The sequence below is a fragment of the Saccharothrix tamanrassetensis genome (assembly GCF_014203665.1).
GTDB classification, from domain to species: Bacteria; Actinomycetota; Actinomycetes; order Mycobacteriales; family Pseudonocardiaceae; genus Actinosynnema; species Actinosynnema tamanrassetense.
This window is the reverse complement of record NZ_JACHJN010000004.1, coordinates 651,027-675,423: the sequence shown is the minus strand read 5'-3', so window position 1 is coordinate 675,423 and position 24,397 is coordinate 651,027. Positions and strand designations below refer to the sequence as shown.

The following is a 24,397-nucleotide window of genomic DNA, read 5'->3' as shown; positions in this document are numbered from 1 at the left end:
CGTCTCGCCGCCTTAGCTCAGTCGGCCAGAGCGGCTCACTCGTAATGAGCAGGTCATCGGTTCGATTCCGATAGGCGGCTCAGGTGGGACAGGCCAGGTCAGTCCGCTGACCTGGCCTTTTCTTCGTTCTCGCGGGTAGTCGGGCCGGTGACGCCGTGGTCCTGCCGGAGCGGGGGCCGTTGCTCCATCAGGGTGGCCTTTGGTCTGTTCGCGTCAGACCCGGCCGACCTCGCCGTTGCCTCCGTGGGGGTGATGACGATGGTCACGATGATCGTGCCGACGGTCATGTCGCTGCCGTTCGTCGTGCTCTCCGCGCGGGTCGGGCGGCGGCGATGGGTCTCGCGGCGGGAGGTGGCGTGGGTGAGGGCGGAGCCGGCGCTGTTCCACCACCGGCTCACGCGCTCCTGAGGACCCTCGTGGCCACGTCGCCGTAGCGCCGGTCCAGTTCCGCCGCGACCTCGGACTCGGTGCCGACGACGGCGAACGCGTGCAGGACGTCGTCGTCGACGGCGGCGGCCATGTCGTCCCAGAGCCGGCGGCGGGACAGGCGGTGCAGTTCGTCGTGCAGCCCGCCCCAGCCGTGCAGGTCGAGCACCTTGCGGTAGGCCGGGGTGGAGCCGTAGAACGCGATCTGCCGCTTCACGTCCGCGACCTGGCGGTCATCGCACGCGACCAGTGACGGGGCGCTGATCTCCAAGCCCGCCAACGTCTTCCCGACTTTCGCCCGGCCCTTCGCCAACGCCGGCAGCGTCACCTCGCGCAGGTACCGCTCGGTGGTGAAGTTGTGGCACAGGAACCCGTCCGCCACCTCGCCGGCGACCTCGGTCATCAGCCCGCCCACCCCGGCCAGCCAGACCTTCGGCGGGCCGTGGGGGTTCGGGCCGGGGTCGAAGAACGGCGTCATCAGGGTGTGGGTGTAGAACTCGCCGCGGAAGCGGAGGCGTTCGCCGGTGGCCCAGGTGTGCCAGACCGCCTTGAGCGCCAGCACGAACTCCCGCATCCGCGCGGCGGGGTGGGACCACGGCATGCCGAAGCGCTTGGTGATGTGCGGTTCGACCTGTGAGCCCAGGCCGAGGTTGAAGCGCCCTTCGGAGAGCAGTTGCAGGTCGTTGGCCTGCACGGCGGTGCTCATCGGGTTGCGCGCGAACGCCACCGCGATGGCCGTGCCCAGCTCCAGCCCGGTGTGGGCGCCTGCCCGGGCCAGGCCCAGGAACGGGTCGTGCTTGGTCTCCGCGAGCCAGAAGCCCGCGCAGCCGTCGGCTTCGGCTTGTCGTGCGGCGTCCACGACGGTGCGCGGGTCGTACGAGATGTCCAGGCGGTCGACCTTCACGGGGTGAAACTACGTCTCGCAGGCCACGCCGTCGCCATCGCGGTCCAGAGCCGGGCGGTAGCCGGGTTGGCCGATGTGGAGCGGGGCGGCTCCGGCCGCTCTCGCGGCGGAGCAGTTCGCGTAGTACGCGCTCGGTGGTGGCTCCGGCGCGACGGTCTCCTGCGGCGGCGGGGTGTAGGCCGGCGGGGGAGGCGGCGGAGGTGCGACGGTGTCCGCGCCGGAGCACGGTGCGCCCCACAGGCCGCGCCCTGCCGCCTTCGCGGCGGCCTGGGCGGAGGTGAGCCCGGAGCCGGCGGTCTGCCCGGCACGGGCCACGCCCTGTTCGAGCGCGAGCGCGGCCAGGTCTCTGCCGTCGGGCAGCAGCACGGTGCCGCCGACCACGCGGATCTGCTTGCCGGTCACCGTGTTCCGGAGGAACTCCACGGCGGACTGGGACCAGCACGCGCCGGGTTGCGCCAAGCCCGCCAACACCACCTGACCGCCGCCGGTGACCGTGATGGTGCGGCCGTCGACCACTGCGGCGACCTGCACCGCGGGTGGCGTGGTCGTGGTCGTCGTGGAGGTGGTCGTTGTGGAGGTGGTCACGGAAGTCGTTGTGGGAGCGGTGCTCCGTGACGACGGCGAGCGCGATGTGGACGGTTCGGCGCTGCACGCGCTCAGGGCCAGGACGGCGAACGCCAGCAGTGACAACGATCTTCGGGGTAAGTCCGCATCGGTCATGTGACGTCATCGTCGGGCACCGGGCGGACCGTTACCCGGACCACCCCGGAATTCGGGTTGAGTCTGCCGTTACGTCAATTCCTACCGTCGCCGCCATGCCACCCGCGAAGAAGACCCACGAGATCACCATGAACCTGGAGGCGGGCAACGCCTCCATGATGGACCTGGGCAAGATGCTCGGCCAGACCGGCGTGAACCTGGTCGGGGTCAAGCGTTCCTACGACGAGGCCACCGCCGGCCAGCGCGGCGATGTCGTGCCGGTCGTGGTCGTGGTCCGGGACGACAGGTCGTTCGAGCTGCGGCTGAAGACGCCACCGACCGCGTTCCTGATCCGGAAGGCGTTGGGCGGCAAGGGGTCCGGTGCGCCCGGTCACCAGGTGGCGGGCACCTTGCGCCGCGCCCAGGTGCGTGCCATCGCCGAGCGGAAGCTGCCCGACCTGAACACGACGGACCTGGACGCGGCGGAGCGGATCGTCGCCGGCACCGCCCGGTCGATGGGGGTTGCCGTGGAGGGCTAGGCGCGGTTGGGGCGCAGGGTCCAGACGACGACCATCTCGGCCGTGGTCACGCCCTCGGCGTTGGTCACCGTCACGTTGACCGGGAACTCGGGCCGGGTGCCCGCGTCCAGTTCCGCCACCACGTCGTCGGCCGGGCGGCCCAGCACGGCCTCGGCGCGGAGGGCGCCGCGGGCCAGCTTCCGGTACTTGATCTCGGAACGCGCGACGAGCGGCGTGGCCTTGGCCATGTGGGGCGCGAACGCCGCCATCGCCACCGCGCCCGACGCGGTCTCGCCCAGGCCGAAGATCATGGCCGCGTGCGGCCCGGCCACGTGGTTGTGCGTGGCCGGGTCGTCCGGCAGGTCGGCGACCACCCGGTCGCCGGTCACCTCGGCGAACTCGACTCCACTGGTCTTCACCCAGGGCACGGCCTGCTTCATCGCGTCGGCGACGAACGAGTAGTCAGCGCTCATGGATCGGATGTTACCGGCCGGTAGCCATGAGACGCGAGTCACCGGTTATTTCGTTTGCCAAGACTCTCCCGAAGGTTCATGCTTGCACTCAGCAACTAGTTGGATGATGCAAGCAAACGGAGTGTTCCATGGCGACCCCGGTGAGTGACGAAGCGCGTGCGGCGCAGCTCGCCAATGCCGAGCGAGTCGGCATGGCGCTGGTACGCCTCAACAAGATGCACGCGTGCGTCGCCGCGCACATGAGCAGGGCCGGGATGGACAAGGCCTCGTTCGTGCTGCTCGCGAACCTGAGCCACCTGGGGCCTTCCCGGTCGAGTGCGCTGGCCGAGGCGGTCTTCTCGGACCCTTCGACGGTCAGCCGCCAGGTCGCGACACTCGTCAAAGAGGGGTGGGTCGAACGCCGGGCGGATCCCGACGACGGCCGGGCCAGCGTGCTGGCCGTGACGGACGCGGGGCAACGCCTGCTGGCTGAGCGGCGGCTGATGCGCAACCAGTCCATCGCACGCATGCTCGCCGACTGGTCCGAGGGGGACCTGGCGGCGTTCATCGACTACTTCGAGCGGTTCGTGGGCGACTACGAACGCGCTCTGCCGGATTTCATCGCTGAGAGCGGACTGGGGCCGCGCTCAGAAGGGGAGAAGTGAGTGATGTCGGAGACGACAACCCGAGCGGACGCGCCGCCACCCGGCGCCGCCCTGCTCACCCACCGGCAGATCCTGACGATCCTGTCGGGCCTGCTGCTGGGGATGTTCCTCGCCGCGCTGGACCAGATGATCGTGGCCACGGCCATGAAGACCATCGCGGACGAGCTCAACGGCCAGACCCTGCAAGCCTGGGCGACCACGGCCTACCTGATCACGGCCACCATCTCGACCCCGCTGTACGGCAAGCTGTCGGACATCTACGGCCGCAAGCCGATGTACCTGGCCGCGATCACGCTGTTCCTCGCGGGCTCCCTGCTCTCCGGCATCGCGAACTCGATGTACGAGCTCGCCGCGTTCCGCGCGGTGCAGGGCCTCGGTGCCGGTGGTCTGATGTCGCTGGCCATGGCGATCCTGGCGGACATCACGTCGCCGCGCGAGCGCAGCCGCTACACCGGCTACTTCATGGCGGTGTTCGGCATCTCCAGCGTCGCGGGCCCCGTCGTCGGCGGTCTGTTCGCGGGCATGGAGGACTTCCTGGGCACCGCCGGCTGGCGCTGGGTGTTCCTGATCAACGTGCCGATCGCGCTGGTCGCGCTGGTCGTGGTGGCGAAGGTGCTGAACATCCCGCACAAGCGGGTCGACCACCGCATCGACTTCATGGGCGCGGCGCTGCTGACCATCGGTCTCGTGCCGCTGCTGATCGTGGCCGAACAGGGCCGCGATTGGGGTTGGGCCTCGGGCACCGCGATCGCCATGTACGTCGTCGGCGTGCTCGGCCTGGTCGGGTTCGTGTTCACCGAGAAGCGGATGGGCGACGAGGCGCTGCTGCCGCTGCGGTTGTTCCGCCGGCAGACGTTCTCGCTCGGCAACACCGTCAACTTCCTGCTCGGCCTCGGCATGTTCGGCGGCATGGTCTCGCTGCCGCTGTACCTGCAGATCGTGAAGGGCTACAGCGCCACCGAGTCCGGGCTGATGATGCTGCCGCTCACGCTGGGCATCATGACCGCGGCCGGCGGCAGCGGCAGCTACACCGCCAAGACCGGCCGGTACAAGGTGTTCCCGGTGGTCGGGCTGGGCCTGATGGCGATCTCGCTGTTCCTGTTCAGCACGATCGGCACCGACACGCCGGTCTGGCAGCCGCTGGTGATGATGTTCTTCATGGGCGCCGGGCTGGGCCTGTGCATGCAGACCCTGCTGGTGGCCATCCAGAACGACGCGGAGCCGCGCGACATGGGCGTCGCGACCGCCTCGGCCACGTTCTTCCGGCAGATCGGCGGCACGGTCGGCACCGCGGTGTTCCTGTCGATCCTGTTCAGCACGGTCGGCGACAAGATCGGCAACGCGCTGAACGCGGCGAGGGGCAACCCGGACTTCCTGGCCGCCCTGGCGCGGCCGGAGAACCAGCAGTTCGCCGCCGCCCTGAAGGACGGCGGGAGCGGGCTGAGCCTGGACAACACCGAGTTCCTCGAGACGCTGGACCCGGTGCTGGCGCGGCCGTTCCTGGACGGCTTCTCCGGCTCGATCGACCTGGTGTTCCTGGTCGGCGCGCTGGTGTCGGTGGTCGGGTTCGCGTTCGTCTGGTTCCTGCGCGAGGTGCCGCTGTCCAGCCGGTCCGGCCTGGAGCGGGTGAACGACGAGAACGAGGCCGCGCAGGCCCCGGTCGCCATCCACTGAAACGTCACACCATCGAATGAAAAAGCGGGCCACTCGTCGGGGGGTGGCCCGCTTTTTCGCGTCTACCGACTCAGTGGTCCTCGCCGCGCGCGACGGCGTCCTTCAGGCGCTGGTAGGACCGCACGATCTCGGCTTCCGCCTCGACCCGGCCGACCCAGGTCGCGCCCTCCACGCTCTTGCCCGGCTCCAGGTCCTTGTAGACCTCGAAGAAGTGCTGGATCTCCAGCCGGTAGAACTCGTTGAGGTGGTGGATGTCGCGCAGGTGCTCCGAGCGCGGGTCGTCGGCAGGCACGCAGAGCAGCTTGTCGTCGCCGCCCTTCTCGTCGGTCATCCGGAACATGCCGATCGCGCGGGAGCGGATCAGGCAGCCGGGGAACGTCGGCTCCTGGACGATCACCAGGGCGTCCAGCGGGTCGCCGTCCTCGCCCAGGGTGTTGTCGACGAAGCCGTAGTCCGCCGGGTACTGAGTGGCCGTGAACAGGGTCCGGTCCAGCCGGATGCGCCCCGTCTTGTGGTCCATCTCGTACTTGTTCCGGACCCCCTTGGGGATCTCGATGGTGACGTCGAACTCCACTGCGCGGTCCTCGCTCGTCTTTGACGTTCGTTACGCCACTAGTGTGGACCACGAGGTGTCGTCAACCCTCATCCATGTGCCCGGTCACGGGTGTGACGTTGCCCGTAATCAACCGCGGAGGACTGCGTGCCCGACGAGCCATCGTGGCCGACCGTCGACGACGACGAGACCGCCCATGAGCCGCCGACGGTGCAGGTCAGGCGTCCACGACCGGCGGACCCGCCGACCATGCGGCTCCCCGTGCCGCCTCCGGCGCAGCCCGGACGGACCGGTCCGCGGCCCGCGGCGGGGTCGGGCGCGGCGCCGGCGGGTGACGCCGCTGAACCGATCACGGAACGTGAGAAGCCTTCGACGCCGGCCGAAGCGCCCTCCGACCGGCCCACTTCGGGTAGCGCGCGCCCCGGTGGGTCGCCCGCTGGTGGACCTCAGTCGGGTGGACCTCAGTCGGGTGGACCGCCTCCCCATGGAGCGCGCCCGGGTGGGCCGGCTTCCGGCGCGGCGGCCTCCGACGCGGCCCGCGCCGGCGCGGCGGGGTCCGGCGGGTCTCCGGAACGGGCCCGCCCGGAGCGGGTGGCTCCGAACGGGGAACGCGCCGACGCGGAGTTGCCGGTCGGAGCACCCTCCGACGCGGCCGGCGAGGCGTCCGTCGGGTCCGACCGGTCGAACGGCGCCGAGAAGCCACGGCGGAAGCGCCCCCTGCTGCTCGTGGGCGCGTTGGCGATGGTCGTCGTGCTCGCCGGCGGCGCGGTGGCGACGTGGCAGCTGGGCTGGCTGGACACCGCGCCCACCCCGACCACGGCCGCACCGCAGCCGCCCGCACCGGTCTCCCTGGCGCTGAAGGGCGTCGGGGCGGACGCACCCGCGCCCACGGCCGGCGGCATCGGTTCGGTGCTGCGCGGACCGGCCGGCAACGGCGTGCTCGGCACGCTGACCGGGACCGTGGTGGACCCGGTGACCGGCACGGTGCTGTGGAAGCAGGGCGAGACGACCCCGCTGACTCCCGCGTCGACGGTGAAGGTCCTGGTCGCGGCGGCGGCACTGCTGAGCCTGGACCACACGTCGCAACTGTCCACCAAGGTCGTGCGGGGCGACCAGCCGGGAACCGTCGTGCTGGTCGGCGGCGGGGATCCGACGCTGTCCTCGCTGCCCGCCGACCGCCGCACGGTCTACCCCGGCGCGCCGACCCTGGACGACCTCGCCTCCCAGGTCTCCGCGAACGGCCCGGTGAAGCAGGTGCTGTTCGACGTCAGCCGCTACCGGGGCGACGGCCTGGCACCCGGCTGGGCGCCGGCGGACGTGCCCGAGGGGTACGTCGCGCCGATCGTGCCGCTGATGATCGACGGCGGCCGGCAGGACCCGACGATGCCGGACACCCCGCGCTCGGAGACGCCCGGCGCCACCGCGGCCTCCGCGCTGGCCTCGCGGCTGGGCGTGACGGCGGTCGGCCCGGGGCAGGCGGCGCCGGGGGCCGAGGTGCTCGGCGAGGTGAAGTCCGTGCCGGTGGACCAGCTGGTCGAGAACATGATGCAGATCTCCGACAACGTGCTGGGCGAGACGATGTCCCGCGAGGTCGCGCTCGCCAAGGGCATGGAGCCGACGTTCGCCGGCGGCGTACAGGCGGTGCGGGCGGTGCTCACCGAGAACGGGTTCGACCTGACCGGGGTCGAGGTCGCCGACGGGTCCGGGCTCTCGGTGAACGACAAGGTGCCCGCGCGGCTGCTGGCCGACATCCTCGCGGCGGCGGCCAAGCCGGACGCCGCCGACCCGCGCACGGCCAAGCTGCGGCCACTGCTGACGGCGTTGCCGGTGGCGGGCGGCAGCGGGACGCTCGCCGGGCGCTACCAGGAGGCCGGTGCGGCGGGCAAGGGCTGGGTGCGGGCCAAGACCGGGACGCTGACCGGGGTGAACTCGCTGGCCGGCGTGGTGGTGGACGCCGACGGGCGGCTGCTGGTCTTCGCGTTCATGTCGCTGAGCTCGTCGGACACCAAGCAGGTGCGGGGAGCGCTGGACGAGCTGGCCGCGGCACTGCGCGGCTGCGGCTGCGGCTGAACGACGCGCGCGCCGGGTGTGTTGCCGGGCGTGCCGCCGCAGGTAGCGTCAGGAGGGTGAGCGCCTCTACGCAGGATCACCGTCCGGGTGCGACGGGGAGCGACCCCGTCGACTGGGAGCTGGCCGTGGCGACCGCTGCCCGGCTGGTCCGACCTGGCCCCGTGGTGCCCAGAGCGGAGGCGGACATCGCGGTGGGGCGGCTGCGCGAGCAGGCCATCGACGCCGAGGTGCACGTCCGGCGGCTGACCGGGCTCGGGCACGGGCTGCCGCTCAAGGCGGGCGAGGTGGTGGACCGGCCCGGCTGGATCCGGGCGGCCGTCCAGGGGCTCGCCGTGCTGACCGACGGGGCGCTGCCCAAGCAGTCGGGTGCGTTGAGCGGGGTGCTCGCCGGGACGGCGGGCGTGCAGGCGGGCGTGGTCATCGCGTTCCTGAGCGCGCGGGTGCTGGGGCAGTACGACCCGTTCTCGGAGGGCGGCCGGCTGCTGCTGGTCGCGCCCAACATCGTCGGTGCGCAACGGGCGCTGGACGTCTCCGGCGCGGATTTCAGCATGTGGGTGTGCCTGCACGAAGGAACCCACCGGCTCCAGTTCACCGCCGTGCCGTGGCTCGGCGGGCACTTCTCCGGGCTGGTCGGCAGCCTGCTCGGCTCGATGGACGAAGGTGTCGCGCCCAGGCTGCGCGACCTGCCCAAACGCTTGCGTGAGGCGGACGGGTTCGTCGACCTGCTGCAAAGCCCCGCCCAGCGCGAGGTGCTGGACCGGCTGATCGCCCTGTCCACCCTGCTGGAGGGGCACGCCGACCACGTGATGGACGCCGTCGGGCCCGACGTCGTGCCGTCGGTCGGGGTGATCCGGGAACGGTTCACCGCGCGCCGCAAGGGCGGCGGGGTGCTGGACCGGATCCTGCGGACCCTGCTCGGCGTGGAGGCGAAGGTCCGCCAGTACGCGGAAGGCGCGGCGTTCACCCGGCACGTGGTCGACCAGGCCGGCATGTCCGGCTTCAACACCGTGTGGACCGGCCCCGAGACGCTGCCCACCCGGGCCGAGATCGCCGACCCGGCTGCCTGGCTGCGCCGCGTCCAACCGTGAACGGACCGCTGGCCGAGGTCCGTACGGCGGTGAAGCGGTTCTTGGCCGAACACCGGCCCGAGCGGGTCGCGGTCGCGGTGTCCGGGGGTGCGGATTCGCTCGCCCTGGCCGCCGTCACGGCGAAACTCGCGCCCGGCTCGACCGCGGTGGTCGTCGACCACGGGCTGCAGGAGGACTCCGCCCGGGTCGCCGCCGAGGCCGCGAGGACGTGCCGGGGGCTCGGTCTGGACGCGGAAGTCCGAAGGGTCGTCGTGGACGGGCCCGGAGGCCCTGAGGCCGCCGCCAGGCGTGCCAGGTACGCGGCCCTGAGACCCGAGCGGGGCGTGGTGCTGCTCGGCCACACCCGCGACGACCAGGCGGAGACCGTGCTGCTCGGCCTGGGGCGCGGCTCCGGCCCCCGCAGCATCGCCGGTATGCGGCCGTACGACCCGCCGTGGGGGCGTCCGCTGCTCGGCGTGCCACGCGAGGCCACCAACGCCGCGTGCGCCGAACTCGACCTCACGCCGTGGGTCGACCCGCACAACTCCGACCCGGCCTACATGCGCGTCCGCCTGCGTACCGAGGTGCTGCCCCTGCTGGAGGACGTCCTGCAGCACGGCGTGGCCGATGCGCTGGCCCGGACCGCCGCCCAACTCCGCGAGGACTGCGACGCGCTGGACGCGCTCGCCGAGGCCTTCGAGGGCGACCGGCAGACCGTGGCGGACCTGGAACGGCTGCCGCCGGCGCTCCGCAGACGTGTTCTTCGTCTCTGGCTGCTCGGCACGGGGGTGCCCGAGTTGTCCGACTCGCACCTTCGCCGGGTGGACGCGCTGGTCGGTGGGTGGCACGGACAGGGCGGAGTTTGGTTGCCCGGCGGCTTTGTGGCACGCCGCCTGCATGGCAGGCTGCAGGTGGAACCGGTTCAGTCATGACAAAAGGGGATCGTCCGTGTACGACGGCGACATCGCCTCCGTGCTCATCACCGAGCAGGAGATCAGCGACAAGGTCACGGAGCTGGCCAACAAGGTCGCGGCCGACTACCCGGCCGACGGCGGGTCCGACCTCGTCTTGATCACCGTGCTCAAGGGCGCGGTGATGTTCATGACCGATCTGGCCAGGGCACTCCCGGTGCCCGTGCAGCTGGAGTTCATGGCGGTCAGCTCTTACGGCTCGTCCACCTCGTCCTCCGGGGTGGTACGCATCCTGAAGGACCTCGACCGGGACATCGTGGACCGGGACGTGATCATCGTCGAGGACATCATCGACTCCGGCCTGACGCTGTCCTGGCTGCTCAAGAACCTGGCGTCGCGCAAGCCGCGCTCGCTGGAGGTCTGCTCGCTGCTCCGCAAACCGGACGCCGTCAAGGTGGACGTCCCGGTGAAGTACGTGGGCTTCGAAATCCCCAACGAATTCGTGGTCGGCTACGGCCTCGACTACTCCGAGCGCTACCGGGACCTGCCCTACATCGGCACCCTGGACCCGAAGGTCTACTCCAGCTGACACCAGCGGGACTCCCCGCGTCAGACACCTCCGACAAACACCGCTGCGCCGAAACCCCAGACCTCCGACAAACACCGCTGCGTCGAAACCCCCAGCGCGCTCAGCGCACACTCCTGCCGTGCTGTGTGTCATCCCCGTATGGCCTGCGCGCAGCGAACCATCCTTGTCCGGGGAATGCAAGCACGCTTTTCGCTTGCATTCCCCGGACAAGGATGGTTGTCTTTGACCGGGCCATGCGGGGATGACACACAGCCTGCTGCTCGTATCTTTCAGGCTTTGGCTTTTATGGGATCCTTGGCGGCCTGCCCGTCCGGCGAGGACTCTTTTCAGGCTTAGTGCCGTGCGGATCCTGGTAATAAAAGCGACGCTCGCCGCTGGGCAGACCTCCGGGGAGGAAAAGCAAGGGCGTCGTGTTCTCCCCGCATGGCCTGTCAAAGACGACCACGCTTGTCCCGGTAGTGCAAGCGGTGAAGCGTGCTTGCACTACCGGGACAAGCGTGGTAGCCCTCCGGGCAGGCCATACGGGGAGAACACGAGGCACCGGTCTGTGCGGGCGCGGGACGGTTTGTGCAGCGGTCCGCCCGGTTGGTGCCCCGTGTTCTCTTGTCGTCAGCAGTTCGGGCGGCAGCGGCGTTGTGAGATTGCGTCCAGCAGCACGGTCTTGATGTCGTCGGGCTGCAACGCCTGATACGACTTCCCGCCCGTGGCGCCGGCGATCTGCTTCAAAGCCTCCATATCCGCATCCGGCCCCAATCCCACCATGAACATGGGAACGGGCCGAGCGGGATCGGCTTCGTTGCGGAGGATGTCCAGCAGTTCGGTCAGCTTGATGGTGGAGATGTCGTCGTTGCTGCCGTCGGTCATTATCGTGACCGAGTTGATCTTCGCCGGGTTGAACGTCTGCTGCGCGTAGCGGAATGCCGCGAGCACGGTGTCGTTCAGCGAAGTGCCACCGCCGACCATCGACGGAACCGTGCCCGCGCCCTTCTGCAGCTGGGTCCGGCGCGGTGCGCCCGCGATCGGTTCACCCAGCGGGCCGGTGGGCACGAGTTCGACGTAGCCCTTGGGCTTCTTGTTCGTGGAAAAAGCCCAGAGTCCGATCTCCGAGGTGTCCGGCAGCATCGACAGCGCCGTCAAGGCCGCTTCCTTCGCCGCGACGACCCGGGTCAACTCGCTGCCCTGCATCTTCTCGGCCATCGAACCGGACACGTCCACCACGGCCAGGATGCGGGTGTCCAGGCTCACCGCGCCCCACGTGCGCAGCAGTTCGGAAACCTGGTCCGGGGACGGCGTGCTCAGCATGGTCACCTCGTCGCCGCGCACACCGTCCTTCTCGTTCGTCCAGCCGTTCGGGGCCTTGCCGTCAGCGGTGCGGTAGCCCGCCTCGGCGAACCGCTGGGCGGTGCGGCCGCTGCGCAAGGCCTGCTCGAAGCCCTCGGCGGCCTGCGCGGTACCCGCCGACTCGCCGCTGCGGCTCACCCGGACGAGTGGGAAGTCGAAGCTGACCGTCCCCTCCTTCGGGTAGGACGCGACGACCCGGCGCGAGCCCGCGGCCCGGTTGGCGTTCAGCACCGACTGCTCGGACGCGGTGAACACCGGGGCGTTCTCCGCGCCCTGCACGACCTTGCCGAACGCGTCCCGCACCGACGGCTGAGCGTTGCGGCCGATCCGCAGCAGCGCGGCGATCAGTTCCGGCTTGGGGCTGCCGTCGGGGTTGCCCAACTGGGCCCGGACGACCGCGAGCGTGGCCAGGCCCTCGGTGGACGTGGTGGGGTCGCTCAGCGTCACGGTGACCCGGGGGTCGACCACCTTCGACCAGCTCACGGGTGTGACGGGCCAGCCGAGCGCGGTCATCGCCCGCTCCGAGCCGGCGATCACCAGCGGCGAGGACGCCAGCGAGTCCCTGACCTCCAGGCGCGGCGCGTCCGAGCCCTGGTCGCCGGCCTGGCGCTGGGTCTCGGCCGCCCACATGGACGAGTCCGGGATCCACAGCGCGGGCGGGTTGATCTGCGCGGTCGGCAGCTCGTGTGACACGTCGGCCGCGCTGCGCGCTTCGATCTGCACCTGCACGCACTTGCCGTCCACGACGGGCTGACCGGCCTGGTAGTCGTCGGCCGCGCCGCGCACCACCTCTTCGGCGGCGGGGGTGACCGCGACCTTGAGCGGCACGGTGCCCCTGCACTCGGGTCCGCTGGTGGTCTGGAGTGCGACGACGGTGACACCGCCCGCCGCGAGGACGCCGAGCAGGGCGCCGATCGGGAGTGCGATCCGGCGGGCACGGCCTGGAGGACGATCGGTCCGAGCTGACATACCGTGGGTACCTTTGGTTGGTGTTCACCCTTTCGGGTGGGCGATGAACACTCAGTAACGGCCGAGGATGGCACGGGCCGTTCGGGTGACAAGGGCTCGTGTTCATCGTCACCCGAACGGACCTAACACTGTTCTTACCTGCTAGTAACGTCACACCCCTCACCAGTGTTACGGCGATCTGCGCCACCTGGTTCACGCCGTTCGCCGATCCGGTGAACCCTTCTGACCTGGGATGCGTGTTCGCGGTCACCACGGGGAACCCTTGACGGGGCCCACCCGTTGGTCGGACGAGACGCGACAGCCCCGCACGCGGAGCACCCCGCCCGTGCCTCGGGCGGTAGGCTGGTCGGACGGGTCGTGCCCGTCCGCGCCCGTCACCAAGTCAGGGAGGGTCGAGGCCGCCCGCCGGCCGTAAGTGAATGGACCGCAAGCGCCTGCTTCGCAACCCGCTGCTGTGGATCGTGGCGGTGTTGCTGCTCTACTACGCCTTTACCGTGCTCTTCGACGACGCTCGGGGCTACACCCCGGTCAAAACGTCCCAGGCACTGCAGCAAGTCCGGGACGGCAAGGTCAAAGAGGCCACGATCGAGGACAAGGAGCAGCGCCTCAAGCTGACCCTGGTCGACGGTACGACCTTCGAAGGTCACAACCGGCTGATCACCCAGTTCCCGGCGAGCTCCACCGACGAGGTCTTCACCATCCTCGACCAGGCGGGCAACAAGCCGACCGTCGAGACCAAGGTCAGCCAGGACTCGTTCCTGATGCAGATGCTGCTGTACCTGGTCCCGCTCGGCCTGCTGTTGCTGCTGCTGATGTGGATGATGAACAACGCCCAGGGCGGCGGGAACCGCGTCCTGAACTTCGGCAAGTCCAAGGCCAAACAGCTGTCCAAGGACATGCCGAAGACGACGTTCGCGGACGTCGCGGGCGCCGAGGAGGCCGTCGAGGAGCTGGAGGAGATCAAGGACTTCCTCCAGAACCCCGGCCGCTACCAGGCGCTGGGCGCGAAGATCCCGAAGGGCGTCCTGCTCTACGGCCCGCCCGGCACCGGCAAGACCCTGCTCGCCAGGGCCGTCGCCGGCGAGGCCGGCGTGCCGTTCTACTCGATCTCCGGCTCGGACTTCGTCGAGATGTTCGTCGGTGTCGGCGCGTCGCGCGTGCGTGACCTGTTCGAACAGGCCAAGCAGAACGCGCCGTGCATCATCTTCGTGGACGAGATCGACGCGGTCGGCCGCCACCGCGGCGCGGGCCTCGGCGGTGGCCACGACGAACGCGAGCAGACGCTGAACCAGCTCCTCGTGGAGATGGACGGCTTCGACTCGCGCGGCGGGATCATCCTGATCGCGGCGACCAACCGGCCCGACATCCTGGACCCGGCGCTGCTGCGCCCCGGCCGGTTCGACCGGCAGATCCCGGTGTCCGCGCCCGACCTCAAGGGTCGCAAGCAGATCCTGCGGGTGCACGCCAAGGGCAAGCCGTTGCACGCCGAGGCGGACCTGGACGGCCTGGCCAAGCGCACCGTGGGCTTCTCCGGCGCGGACCTCGCGAACGTGATCAACGAGGCCGCCCTGCTCACCGCCCGCAGGAACGGCACGGTCATCGACGGTGCCGCCCTGGAGGAGTCGGTGGACCGGGTGATCGGCGGTCCGGCCCGCAAGAGCCGGATCATCTCCGAGAAGGAGAAGAAGATCACCGCCTACCACGAGGCCGGGCACGCCCTGGCCGCGTGGGCGATGCCGGACATCGACCCGGTCTACAAGGTCACCATCCTCGCCCGCGGCCGGACCGGCGGTCACACGCTGTCCGTGCCCGAGGAGGACAAGGACCTGATGACCAGGTCCGAGATGATCGCCCGGCTGGTGTTCGCGCTGGGTGGCCGCTCCGCCGAGGAGCTGGTCTTCCACGAGCCGACCACGGGCGCGTCCAACGACATCGAGCAGGCGACCAAGATCGCCCGCGCGATGGTCACCGAGTACGGCATGTCCGCCCGGCTCGGCGCCGTCAAGTACGGCCAGGAGCAGGGCGAGCCGTTCCTCGGGCGCACGGCCGGCCGGCAGGCCGACTACTCGCTGGAGGTCGCGCACGAGATCGACGAGGAGGTGCGCGAACTCATCGAGGCCGCGCACACCGAGGCGTACGAGGTGCTCAACACCTACCGCGACGTGCTCGACGCGCTGACCCTGGAGCTGATCGAGAAGGAGACGCTGCACCAGAAGGACCTGCAGCGGATCTTCGCCGATGTCGAGAAGCGGCCGCGGATCACGAAGTTCAACGACTTCGGCAACCGCACGCCGTCGGACAAGCCGCCGGTCAAGACCCCGGCGGAGCTGGCGAAGGAACGCGGCGAGCCGTGGCCGCCCGCCATCGAGGACACCCTGGACCAGGAGCTGCCGCCGGCACAGGACCCGGTGCCCGCACCGCAGCCGGTGCCCAACGGCAGCAACGGTGCGCCGTACCAGCCGCAGCAGCCCCAGCACCCGACGTCCGGCCCGCCGAACTACGGTGCGCCGCCCGGGTGGACCCCGGCGACCGTGCCCGGCGGCGGGCAGCCGCCGCAGTGGCAGCCGGAGCACACCGACGCCGACGCGGGGAAGCGGTCGTTCGACACGGATCCGGACAACCGCACGTGACCGAGATCGACCAGACCGGCCTCCCCGTCCGCGGGGAGGCCGGTTCCACGCGGCGGGCGTTCGACCAGAAGCGGGCCGAGGCGGCGGTGCGCGAGCTGCTGCTCGCGTGCGGCGAGGACCCGGAACGGGAAGGCCTGCGGGACACCCCGGCCCGGGTCGCGCGCGCCTACCGGGAGCTGTTCGCGGGTCTCTACACGGACCCGGACTCGGTGCTGGCGAAGACCTTCGACGAGAGCCACGAGGAACTCGTCCTGGTCACCGACATCCCGATGTTCTCGTTCTGCGAGCACCACCTGCTGCCGTTCCACGGCGTGGCGCACGTCGGGTACATCCCGAACGAGCACGGCCGGGTCACCGGCCTGTCCAAGCTGGCCCGGCTGGTGGACCTGTACGCGAAGCGCCCGCAGGTGCAGGAGCGGCTGACGTCGCAGGTCGCGGACGCCCTGATGCGCCGGCTGGACCCGCGCGGGGTGATCGTGGTCGTGGAGGCCGAGCACCTGTGCATGGGGATGCGGGGCGTCCGCAAGCCCGGCTCGCGGACCACCACGTCCGCCGTGCGCGGCCTGCACCGCTCGTCCGCGTCCACCCGGGCCGAGGCGATCGAGCTGATCAAGGGACGCACGCGGTGAGCTTGCCTCGGCCGGGGCACTGCGTGGTGATGGGCGTCCTGAACGTCACCCCGGACTCGTTCTCCGACGGCGGCCGGTACCTCGGCCGGTCCGACGCGGTCGAGCACGGGGTGGCGATGTTCCGCCGCGGCGCCGACGTGGTCGACGTGGGCGGCGAGTCGACCCGTCCGGGCGCCTCCCGGATCCCGCCGGCGATCGAGGCGGCACGGGTGGCCCCGGTGATCGGCGAACTGGTCGCCGCGGGCGTGCCGGTGTCGGTGGACACCATGCGGGCCGAGGTCGCGGTCGCCGCGCTGGAAGCGGGCGCGTCGATCGTGAACGACGTGTCCGGTGGGTTGGCCGACCCGGAGATGGCGTCCGTGGTGGCGTCCGCCGGCGTGCCCTACGTGCTGATGCACTGGCGCGGGCACAGCCGGGAGATGGACCGCCTCGCCGTGTACGACGACGTGGTGCGCGATGTGCGTGACGAGCTGTGCGCGCGCGTCGACGTGGCACTGGCGGCCGGTGTCTCCGCCGACAACATCGTGCTGGACCCCGGCCTGGGGTTCGCCAAGAACGCCGCGCACAACTGGCAGTTGCTGCACCGCTTGGACGAGCTGCTGGACCTGGGCTTCCCGGTGCTGGTCGGCGCGTCCCGCAAACGTTTCCTGGGTGCCCTGCTGGGCGACCGCACGCCGGACGGCCGGGAGGACGCCACCGCCGCGGTGTCGGCGCTGGCGGCCTTCGTGGGCGCGTGGGGCGTGCGGGTGCACGACGTGGACAAGTCGCTGGACGCCGTGGCCGTGGCGAGGGCGTGGAGGACTGGACATGGCTGACCGGATCACGTTGCGCGGGCTGCGGGTGCGCGGCTTCCACGGTGTGTTCGAGCACGAGAAGCGCGACGGCCAGGACTTCCTGGTCGACGTCACGGCGTGGCTCGACCTGTCGCGGGCGGCGGCCACCGACGACCTGCGCGAGACGCTGCACTACGGCGAACTGGCCGAGCGCGCGGCGGCCATCGTGTCCGGCGGGCCGTACGACCTGATCGAGACCGTGGCGGGCAAGGTCGCCGACGAGGTGATGACCGACCTGCGCGTGCGGGCGACCGAAGTCACCGTGCACAAGCCTTCCGCGCCGATCCCGCTGTCCTTCGTGGACGTCTCCGTCACCGTGAGGCGCACCCGTGACTAGGGCGGTGCTGTCGATCGGCTCGAACCTGGGCGATCGGCTCGGGCACCTCCGGTCGGCCGTCTCCGGGTTCTCGGACGTCCTGGTGGCGGTGTCCCCGGTGTACGAGACCGCGCCGTGGGGCGTGACCGATCAGGACGACTTCCTGAACGCCGTGCTGATCGTCGCCGGGGACGTGGACGAGTGGGGTTGGCTGCGGCGCGGCCAGGCGCTGGAACAGGCCGCCGGCCGCGTCCGCGAGCGCAGGTGGGGGCCGCGCACGCTCGACGTCGACGTGGTGACCGTGGACGGCGTGCGGTCCGATGACCCCGAACTCCTGCTCCCGCATCCGGGTGCCTTCGAGCGCGCCACCGTGCTGGTCCCGTGGCTGGACGTCGAGCCGGACGCCGTGCTGCCGGGCCACGGCCGGGTAGCGGACCTCGTGGCCGGCCTGGACGTGGCCGGCGTCGAGCGGCGGGACGACCTGTCGCTGGCCAACCGCTGACGGCCCGCCGGTTCGGGTAGGGCGTCGGCGCGGAGTCGTTGACGGGCCACGCGGTCCGTACGTGATCGCCGGTCGTTGAGCACGACATCCGAGTTGTACTGGGGCAGCCCGGTGAACGCGGGGGCGTCGCGGCGCCGGCACGGCCGTTGCAGGGGGACCGCGCCGGCCGGATGACACCATGGGGTGTGTGAGGTTCACCAAGCCCCGTGACCTGCTCGCCGCCGGACTCATCGCGGGCCTGCTCGCGCACCTGCTGCTGCGGCTCGCCTACGACACGCTGCCCCCGCTGCCCACGTTCGCCGGGTTCACCCTGCTCGTCATCGCGGTGGTGGACCTGGTGCTGGCCTTCTCGTTGCGGGCGCGGATCCAGCGCAGACCCGGCACCGCGCCCGTCCAGCCGTTGACCGCGGCCCGGGCGGTGGCGCTGGCGAAGGCGTCGTCACTGCTCGGCGCGATCATGGCCGGCGCGTGGGCGGGCGTGCTGATCTACGTGCTGCCGGTGCGCGGCGAGTTCGAGGCCGCCGACCACGACCTGGGCAGCGCGATCGTGGGAGTCGTGTGCGCGGTCGCGCTGATCGGCGCGGCGTTGTGGCTGGAGCACTGCTGCCGGACGCCGAAAGATTCCCGGCAGGACGGGTGAATACCGACGCGGAGGTCTCAATCGGATAACTGACCGGTACGGTAGTGGCCATGACCGGGCGAGGCACGTCGCAGGACGACGAGCAGCAAGATCACGGTCGTGGCTCCGGGCGACTACTGCTGGTAGCAGCATTGGCGCTCGCACTGGGTGCCGCGGCGGTGCTGGTGCTGAGCGACAACGCCCGCTGGCTGAGACTGGCCGTGGTCGCCGCCCTGTGGGCCGCGCTGGTCGGGGCGTTCCTGGCCGCGCGCTACCGGCGCCAGATCACCGACCGGGAGGACGAGGTCGCGGACCTCCAGTCGGTGTACGAGCTGGAGCTGGAGCGCGAGGTCGCGGCACGTCGCGAGTACGAGCTGGAGATCGAGGCGGAGACCCGCAAGCGGGTGCAGGAAGAGGCGAAGGACGACCTGGAGGCGCTGCGCGGCGAGCTGCGGGCGTTGCGGGAGAACCTGGAAGCCCTGCTCGGCGGCGAGGTGCTGGTCGAACGGGTGGCGCTGCGCGCCGAGTCGACCCGGATGCGCTCGCTGTCCGACCAGTCCCGGCTGATGACGGTGAGCGACCAGCGGATCATCACCGCCGGGCCCGCCAAGACGACCGTGAAGAAGTCCGTGGAGAAGCCCTCGGCGGACCGGACGGAGCTGATCGAGCGGGTCTCGCACGAGGCGTCCCGCAAAGATCAGGTTCGGCGTCCCGAACCCGTCCGGCCCGACCCGGCCCGCCGGGAGGCGGCGCAACCCGTCCGCCGGGAACCGGCGCGGGCGACCCAGCAGCGCCCCGCCGTCGTGGTGCGGCCGGGCGGTCCGGAGCCGACCGAACGCGTCAACCTGGCGGACCTGGCCGGTCGGCTGAGTTCGTCCACCCCCGCCGCACGTCCGGCGGAACCGGCCCGGCGGGCCGAGCCGGCCGCTGCCGCGCGCGGGGCGGAGGCCGCGCAGGTCGAGGTGTCGCGGGCGGAAGCTCCACGCGGCGGTACCTCGCGCGGCGAGGCGTCGCGGCAGGAGCCTTCGCGGGGCGGGGCCCCGCAGGTGCAGGTGGCGCGGCAGGACACCGCTCGGGCGGACGCCGCGCAGGTCGACGCCGCGCACGCGCGCAGCGGGTCGGCTCGCACCGACTCCGCGCGGGTGGACCCGGCGCGGGCCGAGTCGGCGCGGGTCGACGCGGTGCGCGAGGCGGCGGCGCGCAAGTCCGAGCCGTCCCGGACCGAGCACACGATCCAGCGGCGCAGCCGGATCGCCGAGCGGACCGAGATGATCAGCCGTGACGCGCTGGCGGCCGACCAGGCTGCCCGCCGCGGGTCGCCGGCCGAGCAGACCGGCGGGTACCGGCCGGTGCCGTCGGGTGAGGCCGCCGGGTTCGGTGCGGTGCCCGCCGCGACCCAGACGGGTGGGTTCCGTCCGGTGTCCGGTGTGGACCAAGCGGGTTCGCGGGCGAGCCAGACGGGTGGGTTCCGCCCCGTGTCCGGTGTGGACCAGGTCGGTTCGCGGGCGAACGAGACCGGCGGGTTCCGTCCGGTGTCCGGTGCGGGCGAGGCCGGCGGTGTTCGTACCGGGTCGAGCCCGAGCCAGGCCGGCGGTTCCCACGCCGGGACGGACGCGGACCAGGCCGGTGGCGCCGGCACCAGGTCGAGCGCTGCTCGGGCCGGTGGTGCCCGGGCGGAGACCGGACGGCGGGCGGCCGAGCAGACCGGTGGGTACCGGCCGGTGGCGGCGGAAGGTGCGCGGGCCGCCGGAGCGGGTCACCGGGCGGCCGAGCAGAGCGGGTACCTGCCGGTGTCCGCGGAGCCGGCCGGGCGGTCGTCGGCGGAACTCGCGGCCGGTCGGCGGGCGGCGGACGAAGGCGGCGGTCGACGCAGGGCCGAGGAGCAGCCGGCGGGGCGGCGCGGTGCGCCCGAACCCGCCGAGCCCGCGGGTGCGCACGCGGACGGCAAGTCGGTGAGCGAGTTGCTGGCCGCGTTCGGCGGGGGTGAGTCCCCGCGCCGTCGTCGGCGGCGTGGCGAGGACTGACCTACTTGTCGATGTCGCCGACCACCACGGCGAACGAACCCAGCACCGCGGGCAGGTCGTCCACCTTGGTCCCCGGCAGCAAGGCCGACAGCGCCTGGACGTTGTTGAACGACGGGGTCCGCAGCTTGAGCCGCCACGGCGTCTTCTCGCCCCGTGACGCCAAGTGCACGCCGGAGGTCCCCAGCGGCGCCTCCACCCGCGTGTACACCGACCCCTCGGGAGCCTTGACCGCCTTGGGCAGCCGCAGGTTGACCGGTCCGCCCGGCAGCCGGTCCAGGCACTGCCCCACCAGCCGAACGGACTGCCGCACCTCGTCGACCAGGCACTGCACGCGGGCCAGCGCGTCGCCCGACGTCCGCACCACCGGGGTCACGTCCAGCCCCCGGTAGCCGGGCAGCGGGTCGTCCCGGCGCAGGTCGAAGTCCACCCCGGACGCCCGGCCGATCGGCCCGGTGACGCCGAACGCCAGCGCGGCATCCCTCGGCAGCACACCGATCCCGGCCAGCCCCTCGGGCACCGGACCGATGTCCACTGTGGATAGTGCGGCGCGGACGCGGTCGGTCCAGCCCGCCGGGACGTCCTCGCGCAGGCCGCCGATCCGGTTGAACATGAAGTGGATCCGCCCGCCGGACGCCTCCTCCAGCACCGCCTGCACGGCTTCCCGCCCGCGTGCCGCGGCCTGGCCGGTGAGCGGGGTGAGGAAGACCAGGTGCGCCATGATCCGGTTCAGCTCGCACAGCACCGCCCGCAGCGCCTGGGCGCGGGGCGGCACGTCCATGCCGGTCATCCGTTCCACGGCGAGCGCGACCGCCAGCTCGTTGCAGAACGCGGCCAGCCAGTCGTGCCGGTTGGCCAGGGTCAGCACCTGCCGGTAGTCGCGGACCTCGAACAGCTTCTCCGCACCCCGGTGCAGGTGGCCGACCAGGGGCTCGGCGGCGGTGATGACCTCGTCGTCGCGGACGGTCAGGCGCAGGCGGTAGGCGCCGTGCGTCGACGGGTGCAGGGGGCCGAGGTCGACCACCCGGTCCACGCCCAGGTGGCGCGCCCCGGCCCCGACGCCAACGGTGATCTCCACCGGGCCATGCTCGCACGCCGGTCCGTGCCGACCGCGGACAGACGGTGGGCCGTGCCGACCGCGGACAGTCGGTGGGCCGTGCCGACCGCGGACAGTCGGTGGGTCGTGGCCGGTTCCCGACCACGACCGGCCGGCCGCTGGATCGTCGGGCGACCGGCCCGTCGCCGCGGTGGTCAGTCGGCGGTGACGGCGAACAGGAAGCACCCGTGGGACGCGCTGCGCACCTGCACCTCGGTCACCTCGGGGTGGCTCAGCCACTCCTCGATCTTCTCGGTCAGCTCCTCGGGCCGGGCGACGCCGCCGTCGTGGATCCGCCCGTCCGCGCCGTACGCCCGGAGGGCGCGGGGCGAGTGGCGCAGGGCCTCGGGCAGTTCGTGCGATTGGTCCGGGCCGCCGCACGGCAGCATGTGCGCGAACACCGGCCCGAGTTCCTCGTACGGTCCCCGGCCGGCGGTCGGCGAGTACCGGAACAGCACGACCGGCTCCCCGACCCCGGCCTTGCGCAGACAACACCTCAGCGGTGCGCCGACCGACTCCCCGCGCAGCTCGTGGAACTCGTCCGTGCCCGCCAGCTTCCTCGCCCGTTCCACCACGTCCACGGGCAGTGCGTGAATCCTCATGTGCCCAAGCCTGCGCGGCCGGACGGGCGTGAGCCGGCGGTCTTCGGACGTGGCAGCGCACCGTCTTGGGCGCTTCGACGCTCCGGAGCCGTGCTGCCGTTCGGTGCGGTCTGTTCAGCGCAGCCGTTCGGGGCAGCCGTTCAGGGTTGCCAGGCGGGCAGCGGGGGGAGCAGTTCCGACACCGGGACGCCGACCCCGTGCAACAGCCACCCGAACGAACCCAGGCCGCCGACCGCCCGCAGTTCGGCGACGCGGGACGCACGGGCCGCCGACTCCAGCCACGCCAGGCCGGTGCCCTCGGCGGTCGCGGTCAGGCCCAACGCCGCCAGCGCGTCCCGCTGCGACACCAGCACCCGGTCGCCGCCGGCCGCCTCGGCGCAGGCGTCCAGTGCCACGTGCGCGGTCAGGTCGCACGAGCCGTCGAAGACCGGGGTCACCTGTCGGCCGTCGCGGTAGGCGGCGAACGTCCCGGAGCGGTACCGGCCCGCCACCCGGTCCGCCCGCAGGTGCCCGTAGTCCACGGCCAGCGCCGCGCCGCGCACCCGGGACACCGCGTCCGCCCAGGCCGCGTCGCGGGGAGCGCCGACCTCCGCGCGCCAGCCGGGTTCCAACGGCCACCAGCGGGCCAGCCACGGGTCGTCGTGCGGGCCGGTCACCAGCGGGCACGGGATGGCGTCCAGCCATTCGTGGCCGATCAGCAGGCCCTCGACCCGGGACGGCAGCTCGCGGGTCCACCGGACGCCCGGGAGTGACCGCTCCGGTCCGATGTCCACGGCGGTCACCCGCAGGCGGCGGCCGAGCGGACCGGGCGCCAGGGCGCGGACGGCGGCGGACAGCTCCCCGCCGCCCGCCCCGACGTCCACGAAGTCCAGCCGCGCCGGGCGCCCCAGGGCGAAGTCCACCCGATCGAGCAGCACCAGGAGCGCTTCGGCCAGTTCAGGGCCGATCAGCGGCGCGGTCCGGAAGTGGTCGGCGGGAACCGCGCCCCGGCTGAAGAAGCCCTCCGGGCCGTAGAGAGCGCCGCGCCACGCCGTTTCCGAGTCCCGCACCAGTCAAGTGTCCCTTTAAGGTTGCACACTGTGACCGCCTCCCCTGCCCGCAAGCGCGCGAACCAGCGCCGGTGGACCGTCCTGCTGCCGGTTGTCGGCCTGATCGCGCTGGGCGTGTGCGGCCTGGTGCTGTTGGCGCTGGGCACCAGCAAGATCGGCGCGGGCCCCATCCTGGTCGGCGCGGTGGCGGCGCTGGTGCCGGTGGCCGCGGTGCTGGGCGCGTTCCTGTGGGTGGACCGGTGGGAGCCGGAGCCGGCGAAGATCCTGCTGCTGGCGTTCGCCTGGGGCGCGTGCGGCGCGACCATCACCTCGCTGGTGTTCAACCAGACCGCGCACGTGCTGGGCGAGCTGATCAACGGCGACGGGTCGACGTTCGCGGCGGTGATCGGTGCGCCGATCGTGGAGGAGGCGACCAAGGCGGCGTTCGTGATCGTGCTGTTCCTGCGCCGCCGCGAGGAGTTCGACGGCGTGGTGGATGGCATGGTCTACGCGGGCGTGACCGCCGCGGGCTTCGCGTTCACCGAGAACATCTACTACTTCGCGCGGGTGTTCGTGGACAGCGGGCTGGGGGACCTGTCCAGCGGGGTGGTGGCGCTGTTCATCCTGCGCGGGGTGCTGTCGCCGTTCGCGCACCCGCTGTTCACGTCGATGACCGGCATCGGGGTCGGCATCGCCTCGATGACCACGAACCGGAAGCTGCGGGTGGTCGCGCCGGTGCTGGGCTACCTGGGCGCGGCGGGGCTGCACTCGCTGTGGAACTTCTCCACCACGGTCGGCACCGGGTCGACGTTCATCAACCTGTACTTCCTGATCATGGTGCCGATCTTCGCCGGCATGGTGCTGCTGGTGATCTGGCAGCGCCGCCGCGAGCAGCGGATCGTGGCGGGCCAGCTGCCGGGGATGGCCGCGCAGCGGTGGATCGCGTCCAGCGAGGTCACCCTGCTGGCGTCGTTGCAGGGCCGCCGGCGGTGGCGGCGCGCGGTGCGGCGCAAGGTCGGCGACCAGGCCGCGCGGGCCGTCGCCGAGTACCAGGTGGCGGCCACCGAACTGGCGTTCCTGCGGCACCGGATCGCGTCCGGAACCGCCGAGGCGGGCTCGGACGAACGCCACTCCGTGCTCCTCGAAGCCCTCATCACCGCACGTCAAGCCGCTGTCGACGCGCCCGGTGCGCTGAAGGCGGCGGGTGGTGTTCGTCGCAGTTGACGGCTGTCCCGGCGGGCGCGGATTACGCTCGCGGCCGTCGTCCGGTACCCGCCACGGGA

At 71.8% G+C, this 24,397-nt stretch carries 25 protein-coding genes and 1 tRNA gene; 18 read left to right on the top strand and 8 right to left on the bottom strand.

All coding sequences use genetic code 11. The annotated features are described in order from the left end of the window. Positions 1-6: 6 nt before the first annotated feature. Positions 7-80, top strand: a tRNA-Thr gene (locus FHS29_RS16245). Between the two features lie 187 nt (positions 81-267). After that, the gene (locus tag FHS29_RS16240; protein WP_184691469.1) at positions 268-408 is read left to right on the top strand and encodes a hypothetical protein; all 141 of its coding nucleotides are present in this window, start codon (positions 268-270) and stop codon (positions 406-408) included. On the opposite strand, the gene FHS29_RS16235 is transcribed toward FHS29_RS16240, so the two are convergent. Together FHS29_RS16235 and FHS29_RS16230 are read right to left on the bottom strand one after the other, a co-directional pair. Then, positions 395-1,330 carry a TIGR03617 family F420-dependent LLM class oxidoreductase gene (locus FHS29_RS16235; protein WP_184691468.1) on the bottom strand — a complete coding sequence of 312 codons (936 nt, stop codon included), beginning with the start codon at positions 1,328-1,330 and terminating at the stop codon, positions 395-397. The genes FHS29_RS16240 and FHS29_RS16235 overlap by 14 nt on opposite strands. Before the next feature lie 9 nt (positions 1,331-1,339). After that, positions 1,340-1,915, bottom strand: coding sequence for an excalibur calcium-binding domain-containing protein (locus FHS29_RS16230; protein WP_312864936.1), 576 nt, complete (start codon positions 1,913-1,915; stop codon positions 1,340-1,342). Here FHS29_RS16230 and FHS29_RS38125 point away from each other — a divergent pair. Together FHS29_RS38125 and FHS29_RS16225 are read left to right on the top strand one after the other, a co-directional pair. Beyond that, positions 1,902-2,054, top strand: a complete 153-nt coding sequence (locus tag FHS29_RS38125) for a hypothetical protein (protein ID WP_312864935.1) — start codon at positions 1,902-1,904, stop codon at positions 2,052-2,054. The two genes, FHS29_RS16230 and FHS29_RS38125, sit on opposite strands and share 14 nt — an antisense overlap. Before the next feature lie 91 nt (positions 2,055-2,145). Further along, positions 2,146-2,568, top strand: a complete 423-nt coding sequence (locus tag FHS29_RS16225) for an uL11 family ribosomal protein (protein WP_184691466.1) — start codon at positions 2,146-2,148, stop codon at positions 2,566-2,568. Here the strand turns inward: FHS29_RS16225 and FHS29_RS16220 are convergent. Further along, positions 2,565-3,020 carry a DUF4442 domain-containing protein gene (locus tag FHS29_RS16220; protein WP_184691465.1) on the bottom strand — a complete coding sequence of 152 codons (456 nt, stop codon included), beginning with the start codon at positions 3,018-3,020 and terminating at the stop codon, positions 2,565-2,567. The two genes, FHS29_RS16225 and FHS29_RS16220, sit on opposite strands and share 4 nt — an antisense overlap. Before the next feature lie 128 nt (positions 3,021-3,148). On the opposite strand from FHS29_RS16220, the gene FHS29_RS16215 reads away from it, so the two are divergent. Beyond that, a complete protein-coding gene (locus tag FHS29_RS16215) occupies positions 3,149-3,664 on the top strand; it encodes a MarR family winged helix-turn-helix transcriptional regulator (RefSeq protein ID WP_184691464.1) in 516 nt (171 codons plus the stop codon). A gap of 3 nt (positions 3,665-3,667) precedes the next feature. Beyond that, positions 3,668-5,338, top strand: a complete 1,671-nt coding sequence (locus FHS29_RS16210) for an MDR family MFS transporter (RefSeq protein WP_184691463.1) — start codon at positions 3,668-3,670, stop codon at positions 5,336-5,338. A 70-nt stretch (positions 5,339-5,408) separates the two neighbouring features. Here the strand turns inward: FHS29_RS16210 and FHS29_RS16205 are convergent, their stop codons facing one another. Next, a complete protein-coding gene (locus FHS29_RS16205; protein ID WP_184691462.1) occupies positions 5,409-5,912 on the bottom strand; it encodes an inorganic diphosphatase in 504 nt (167 codons plus the stop codon). Between the two features lie 570 nt (positions 5,913-6,482). On the opposite strand from FHS29_RS16205, the gene dacB reads away from it, so the two are divergent. Genes dacB through hpt form a run of 4 tightly spaced genes read left to right on the top strand, consistent with a single transcriptional unit; the run spans position 6,483 to position 10,528 of the window. Then, a complete protein-coding gene (dacB, locus tag FHS29_RS37680) occupies positions 6,483-7,961 on the top strand; it encodes a D-alanyl-D-alanine carboxypeptidase/D-alanyl-D-alanine endopeptidase (protein ID WP_184691461.1) in 1,479 nt (492 codons plus the stop codon). A gap of 56 nt (positions 7,962-8,017) precedes the next feature. Beyond that, positions 8,018-9,049, top strand: coding sequence for an Rv3626c family coenzyme F420 biosynthesis-associated protein (locus tag FHS29_RS16195; protein WP_184691460.1), 1,032 nt, complete (start codon positions 8,018-8,020; stop codon positions 9,047-9,049). Further along, positions 9,046-9,960, top strand: a complete 915-nt coding sequence (gene tilS / locus FHS29_RS16190) for a tRNA lysidine(34) synthetase TilS (protein ID WP_184691459.1) — start codon at positions 9,046-9,048, stop codon at positions 9,958-9,960. Before FHS29_RS16195 ends, tilS begins: the two co-directional genes overlap by 4 nt. A gap of 16 nt (positions 9,961-9,976) precedes the next feature. Next, positions 9,977-10,528, top strand: a complete 552-nt coding sequence (gene hpt / locus FHS29_RS16185; RefSeq protein WP_184691458.1) for a hypoxanthine phosphoribosyltransferase — start codon at positions 9,977-9,979, stop codon at positions 10,526-10,528. Positions 10,529-11,137: 609 nt separating this feature from the next. Here hpt and FHS29_RS16180 read toward each other — a convergent pair. Next, positions 11,138-12,838, bottom strand: coding sequence for a substrate-binding and VWA domain-containing protein (locus FHS29_RS16180; RefSeq protein ID WP_184691457.1), 1,701 nt, complete (start codon positions 12,836-12,838; stop codon positions 11,138-11,140). Between the two features lie 419 nt (positions 12,839-13,257). Between FHS29_RS16180 and ftsH the strand changes: the two genes are divergently transcribed. The 7 genes from ftsH to FHS29_RS16145 all read left to right on the top strand — a co-directional run bounded on the left by ftsH (position 13,258) and on the right by FHS29_RS16145 (position 20,391). Next, a complete protein-coding gene (gene ftsH, locus FHS29_RS16175; RefSeq protein WP_184691456.1) occupies positions 13,258-15,468 on the top strand; it encodes an ATP-dependent zinc metalloprotease FtsH in 2,211 nt (736 codons plus the stop codon). A gap of 5 nt (positions 15,469-15,473) precedes the next feature. Continuing rightward, positions 15,474-16,097 carry a GTP cyclohydrolase I FolE gene (folE, locus tag FHS29_RS16170; protein ID WP_184691545.1) on the top strand — a complete coding sequence of 208 codons (624 nt, stop codon included), beginning with the start codon at positions 15,474-15,476 and terminating at the stop codon, positions 16,095-16,097. Between the two features lie 29 nt (positions 16,098-16,126). Continuing rightward, the gene (gene folP, locus FHS29_RS16165) at positions 16,127-16,912 is read left to right on the top strand and encodes a dihydropteroate synthase (RefSeq protein WP_184691546.1); all 786 of its coding nucleotides are present in this window, start codon (positions 16,127-16,129) and stop codon (positions 16,910-16,912) included. Beyond that, entirely contained in the window at positions 16,905-17,267 is a 363-nt protein-coding gene (gene folB / locus FHS29_RS16160; protein WP_184691455.1) for a dihydroneopterin aldolase, read from the top strand. Before folP ends, folB begins: the two co-directional genes overlap by 8 nt. Further along, positions 17,260-17,748, top strand: a complete 489-nt coding sequence (gene folK, locus FHS29_RS16155) for a 2-amino-4-hydroxy-6-hydroxymethyldihydropteridine diphosphokinase (protein ID WP_184691454.1) — start codon at positions 17,260-17,262, stop codon at positions 17,746-17,748. Before folB ends, folK begins: the two co-directional genes overlap by 8 nt. Before the next feature lie 178 nt (positions 17,749-17,926). Then, positions 17,927-18,388, top strand: coding sequence for a DUF3180 domain-containing protein (locus FHS29_RS16150; protein WP_221455999.1), 462 nt, complete (start codon positions 17,927-17,929; stop codon positions 18,386-18,388). 50 nt (positions 18,389-18,438) lie between these two features. After that, positions 18,439-20,391 carry a DUF6779 domain-containing protein gene (locus FHS29_RS16145; protein ID WP_184691452.1) on the top strand — a complete coding sequence of 651 codons (1,953 nt, stop codon included), beginning with the start codon at positions 18,439-18,441 and terminating at the stop codon, positions 20,389-20,391. Position 20,392: 1 nt separating this feature from the next. Here the strand turns inward: FHS29_RS16145 and FHS29_RS16140 are convergent, their stop codons facing one another. The 3 genes from FHS29_RS16140 to FHS29_RS16130 all read right to left on the bottom strand — a co-directional run bounded on the left by FHS29_RS16140 (position 20,393) and on the right by FHS29_RS16130 (position 23,135). Further along, positions 20,393-21,466: an NADH-quinone oxidoreductase subunit D gene (locus tag FHS29_RS16140; RefSeq protein ID WP_184691451.1), complete on the bottom strand. Its 1,074-nt coding sequence runs from the start codon at positions 21,464-21,466 to the stop codon at positions 20,393-20,395. 173 nt (positions 21,467-21,639) lie between these two features. Further along, positions 21,640-22,086 carry a DUF1203 domain-containing protein gene (locus FHS29_RS16135; RefSeq protein WP_184691450.1) on the bottom strand — a complete coding sequence of 149 codons (447 nt, stop codon included), beginning with the start codon at positions 22,084-22,086 and terminating at the stop codon, positions 21,640-21,642. Positions 22,087-22,226: 140 nt separating this feature from the next. Next, positions 22,227-23,135: an SAM-dependent methyltransferase gene (locus FHS29_RS16130; RefSeq protein ID WP_184691449.1), complete on the bottom strand. Its 909-nt coding sequence runs from the start codon at positions 23,133-23,135 to the stop codon at positions 22,227-22,229. A gap of 30 nt (positions 23,136-23,165) precedes the next feature. Between FHS29_RS16130 and FHS29_RS16125 the strand changes: the two genes are divergently transcribed. Continuing rightward, positions 23,166-24,338 carry a PrsW family intramembrane metalloprotease gene (locus tag FHS29_RS16125; protein WP_184691448.1) on the top strand — a complete coding sequence of 391 codons (1,173 nt, stop codon included), beginning with the start codon at positions 23,166-23,168 and terminating at the stop codon, positions 24,336-24,338. Positions 24,339-24,397: the final 59 nt, after the last annotated feature.

Excerpts from the sequence above, each read along its gene's own strand:
- FHS29_RS16240 (WP_184691469.1), top strand. The coding sequence starts at position 268 with ATGATCGTGCCGACGGTCATGTCGCTGCCGTTCGTCGTGCTCTCCGCG.
- FHS29_RS16225 (WP_184691466.1), top strand. The coding sequence starts at position 2,146 with ATGCCACCCGCGAAGAAGACCCACGAGATCACCATGAACCTGGAGGCG.
- FHS29_RS16220 (WP_184691465.1), bottom strand. The coding sequence starts at position 3,020 with ATGAGCGCTGACTACTCGTTCGTCGCCGACGCGATGAAGCAGGCCGTG.
- FHS29_RS16215 (WP_184691464.1), top strand. The coding sequence starts at position 3,149 with ATGGCGACCCCGGTGAGTGACGAAGCGCGTGCGGCGCAGCTCGCCAAT.
- FHS29_RS16210 (WP_184691463.1), top strand. The coding sequence starts at position 3,668 with ATGTCGGAGACGACAACCCGAGCGGACGCGCCGCCACCCGGCGCCGCC.
- FHS29_RS16180 (WP_184691457.1), bottom strand. The coding sequence starts at position 12,838 with ATGTCAGCTCGGACCGATCGTCCTCCAGGCCGTGCCCGCCGGATCGCA.
- ftsH (WP_184691456.1), top strand. The coding sequence starts at position 13,258 with ATGGACCGCAAGCGCCTGCTTCGCAACCCGCTGCTGTGGATCGTGGCG.
- folP (WP_184691546.1), top strand. The coding sequence starts at position 16,127 with ATGGGCGTCCTGAACGTCACCCCGGACTCGTTCTCCGACGGCGGCCGG.
- folB (WP_184691455.1), top strand. The coding sequence starts at position 16,905 with ATGGCTGACCGGATCACGTTGCGCGGGCTGCGGGTGCGCGGCTTCCAC.
- FHS29_RS16150 (WP_221455999.1), top strand. The coding sequence starts at position 17,927 with ATGGGGTGTGTGAGGTTCACCAAGCCCCGTGACCTGCTCGCCGCCGGA.
- FHS29_RS16145 (WP_184691452.1), top strand. The coding sequence starts at position 18,439 with ATGACCGGGCGAGGCACGTCGCAGGACGACGAGCAGCAAGATCACGGT.
- FHS29_RS16135 (WP_184691450.1), bottom strand. The coding sequence starts at position 22,086 with ATGAGGATTCACGCACTGCCCGTGGACGTGGTGGAACGGGCGAGGAAG.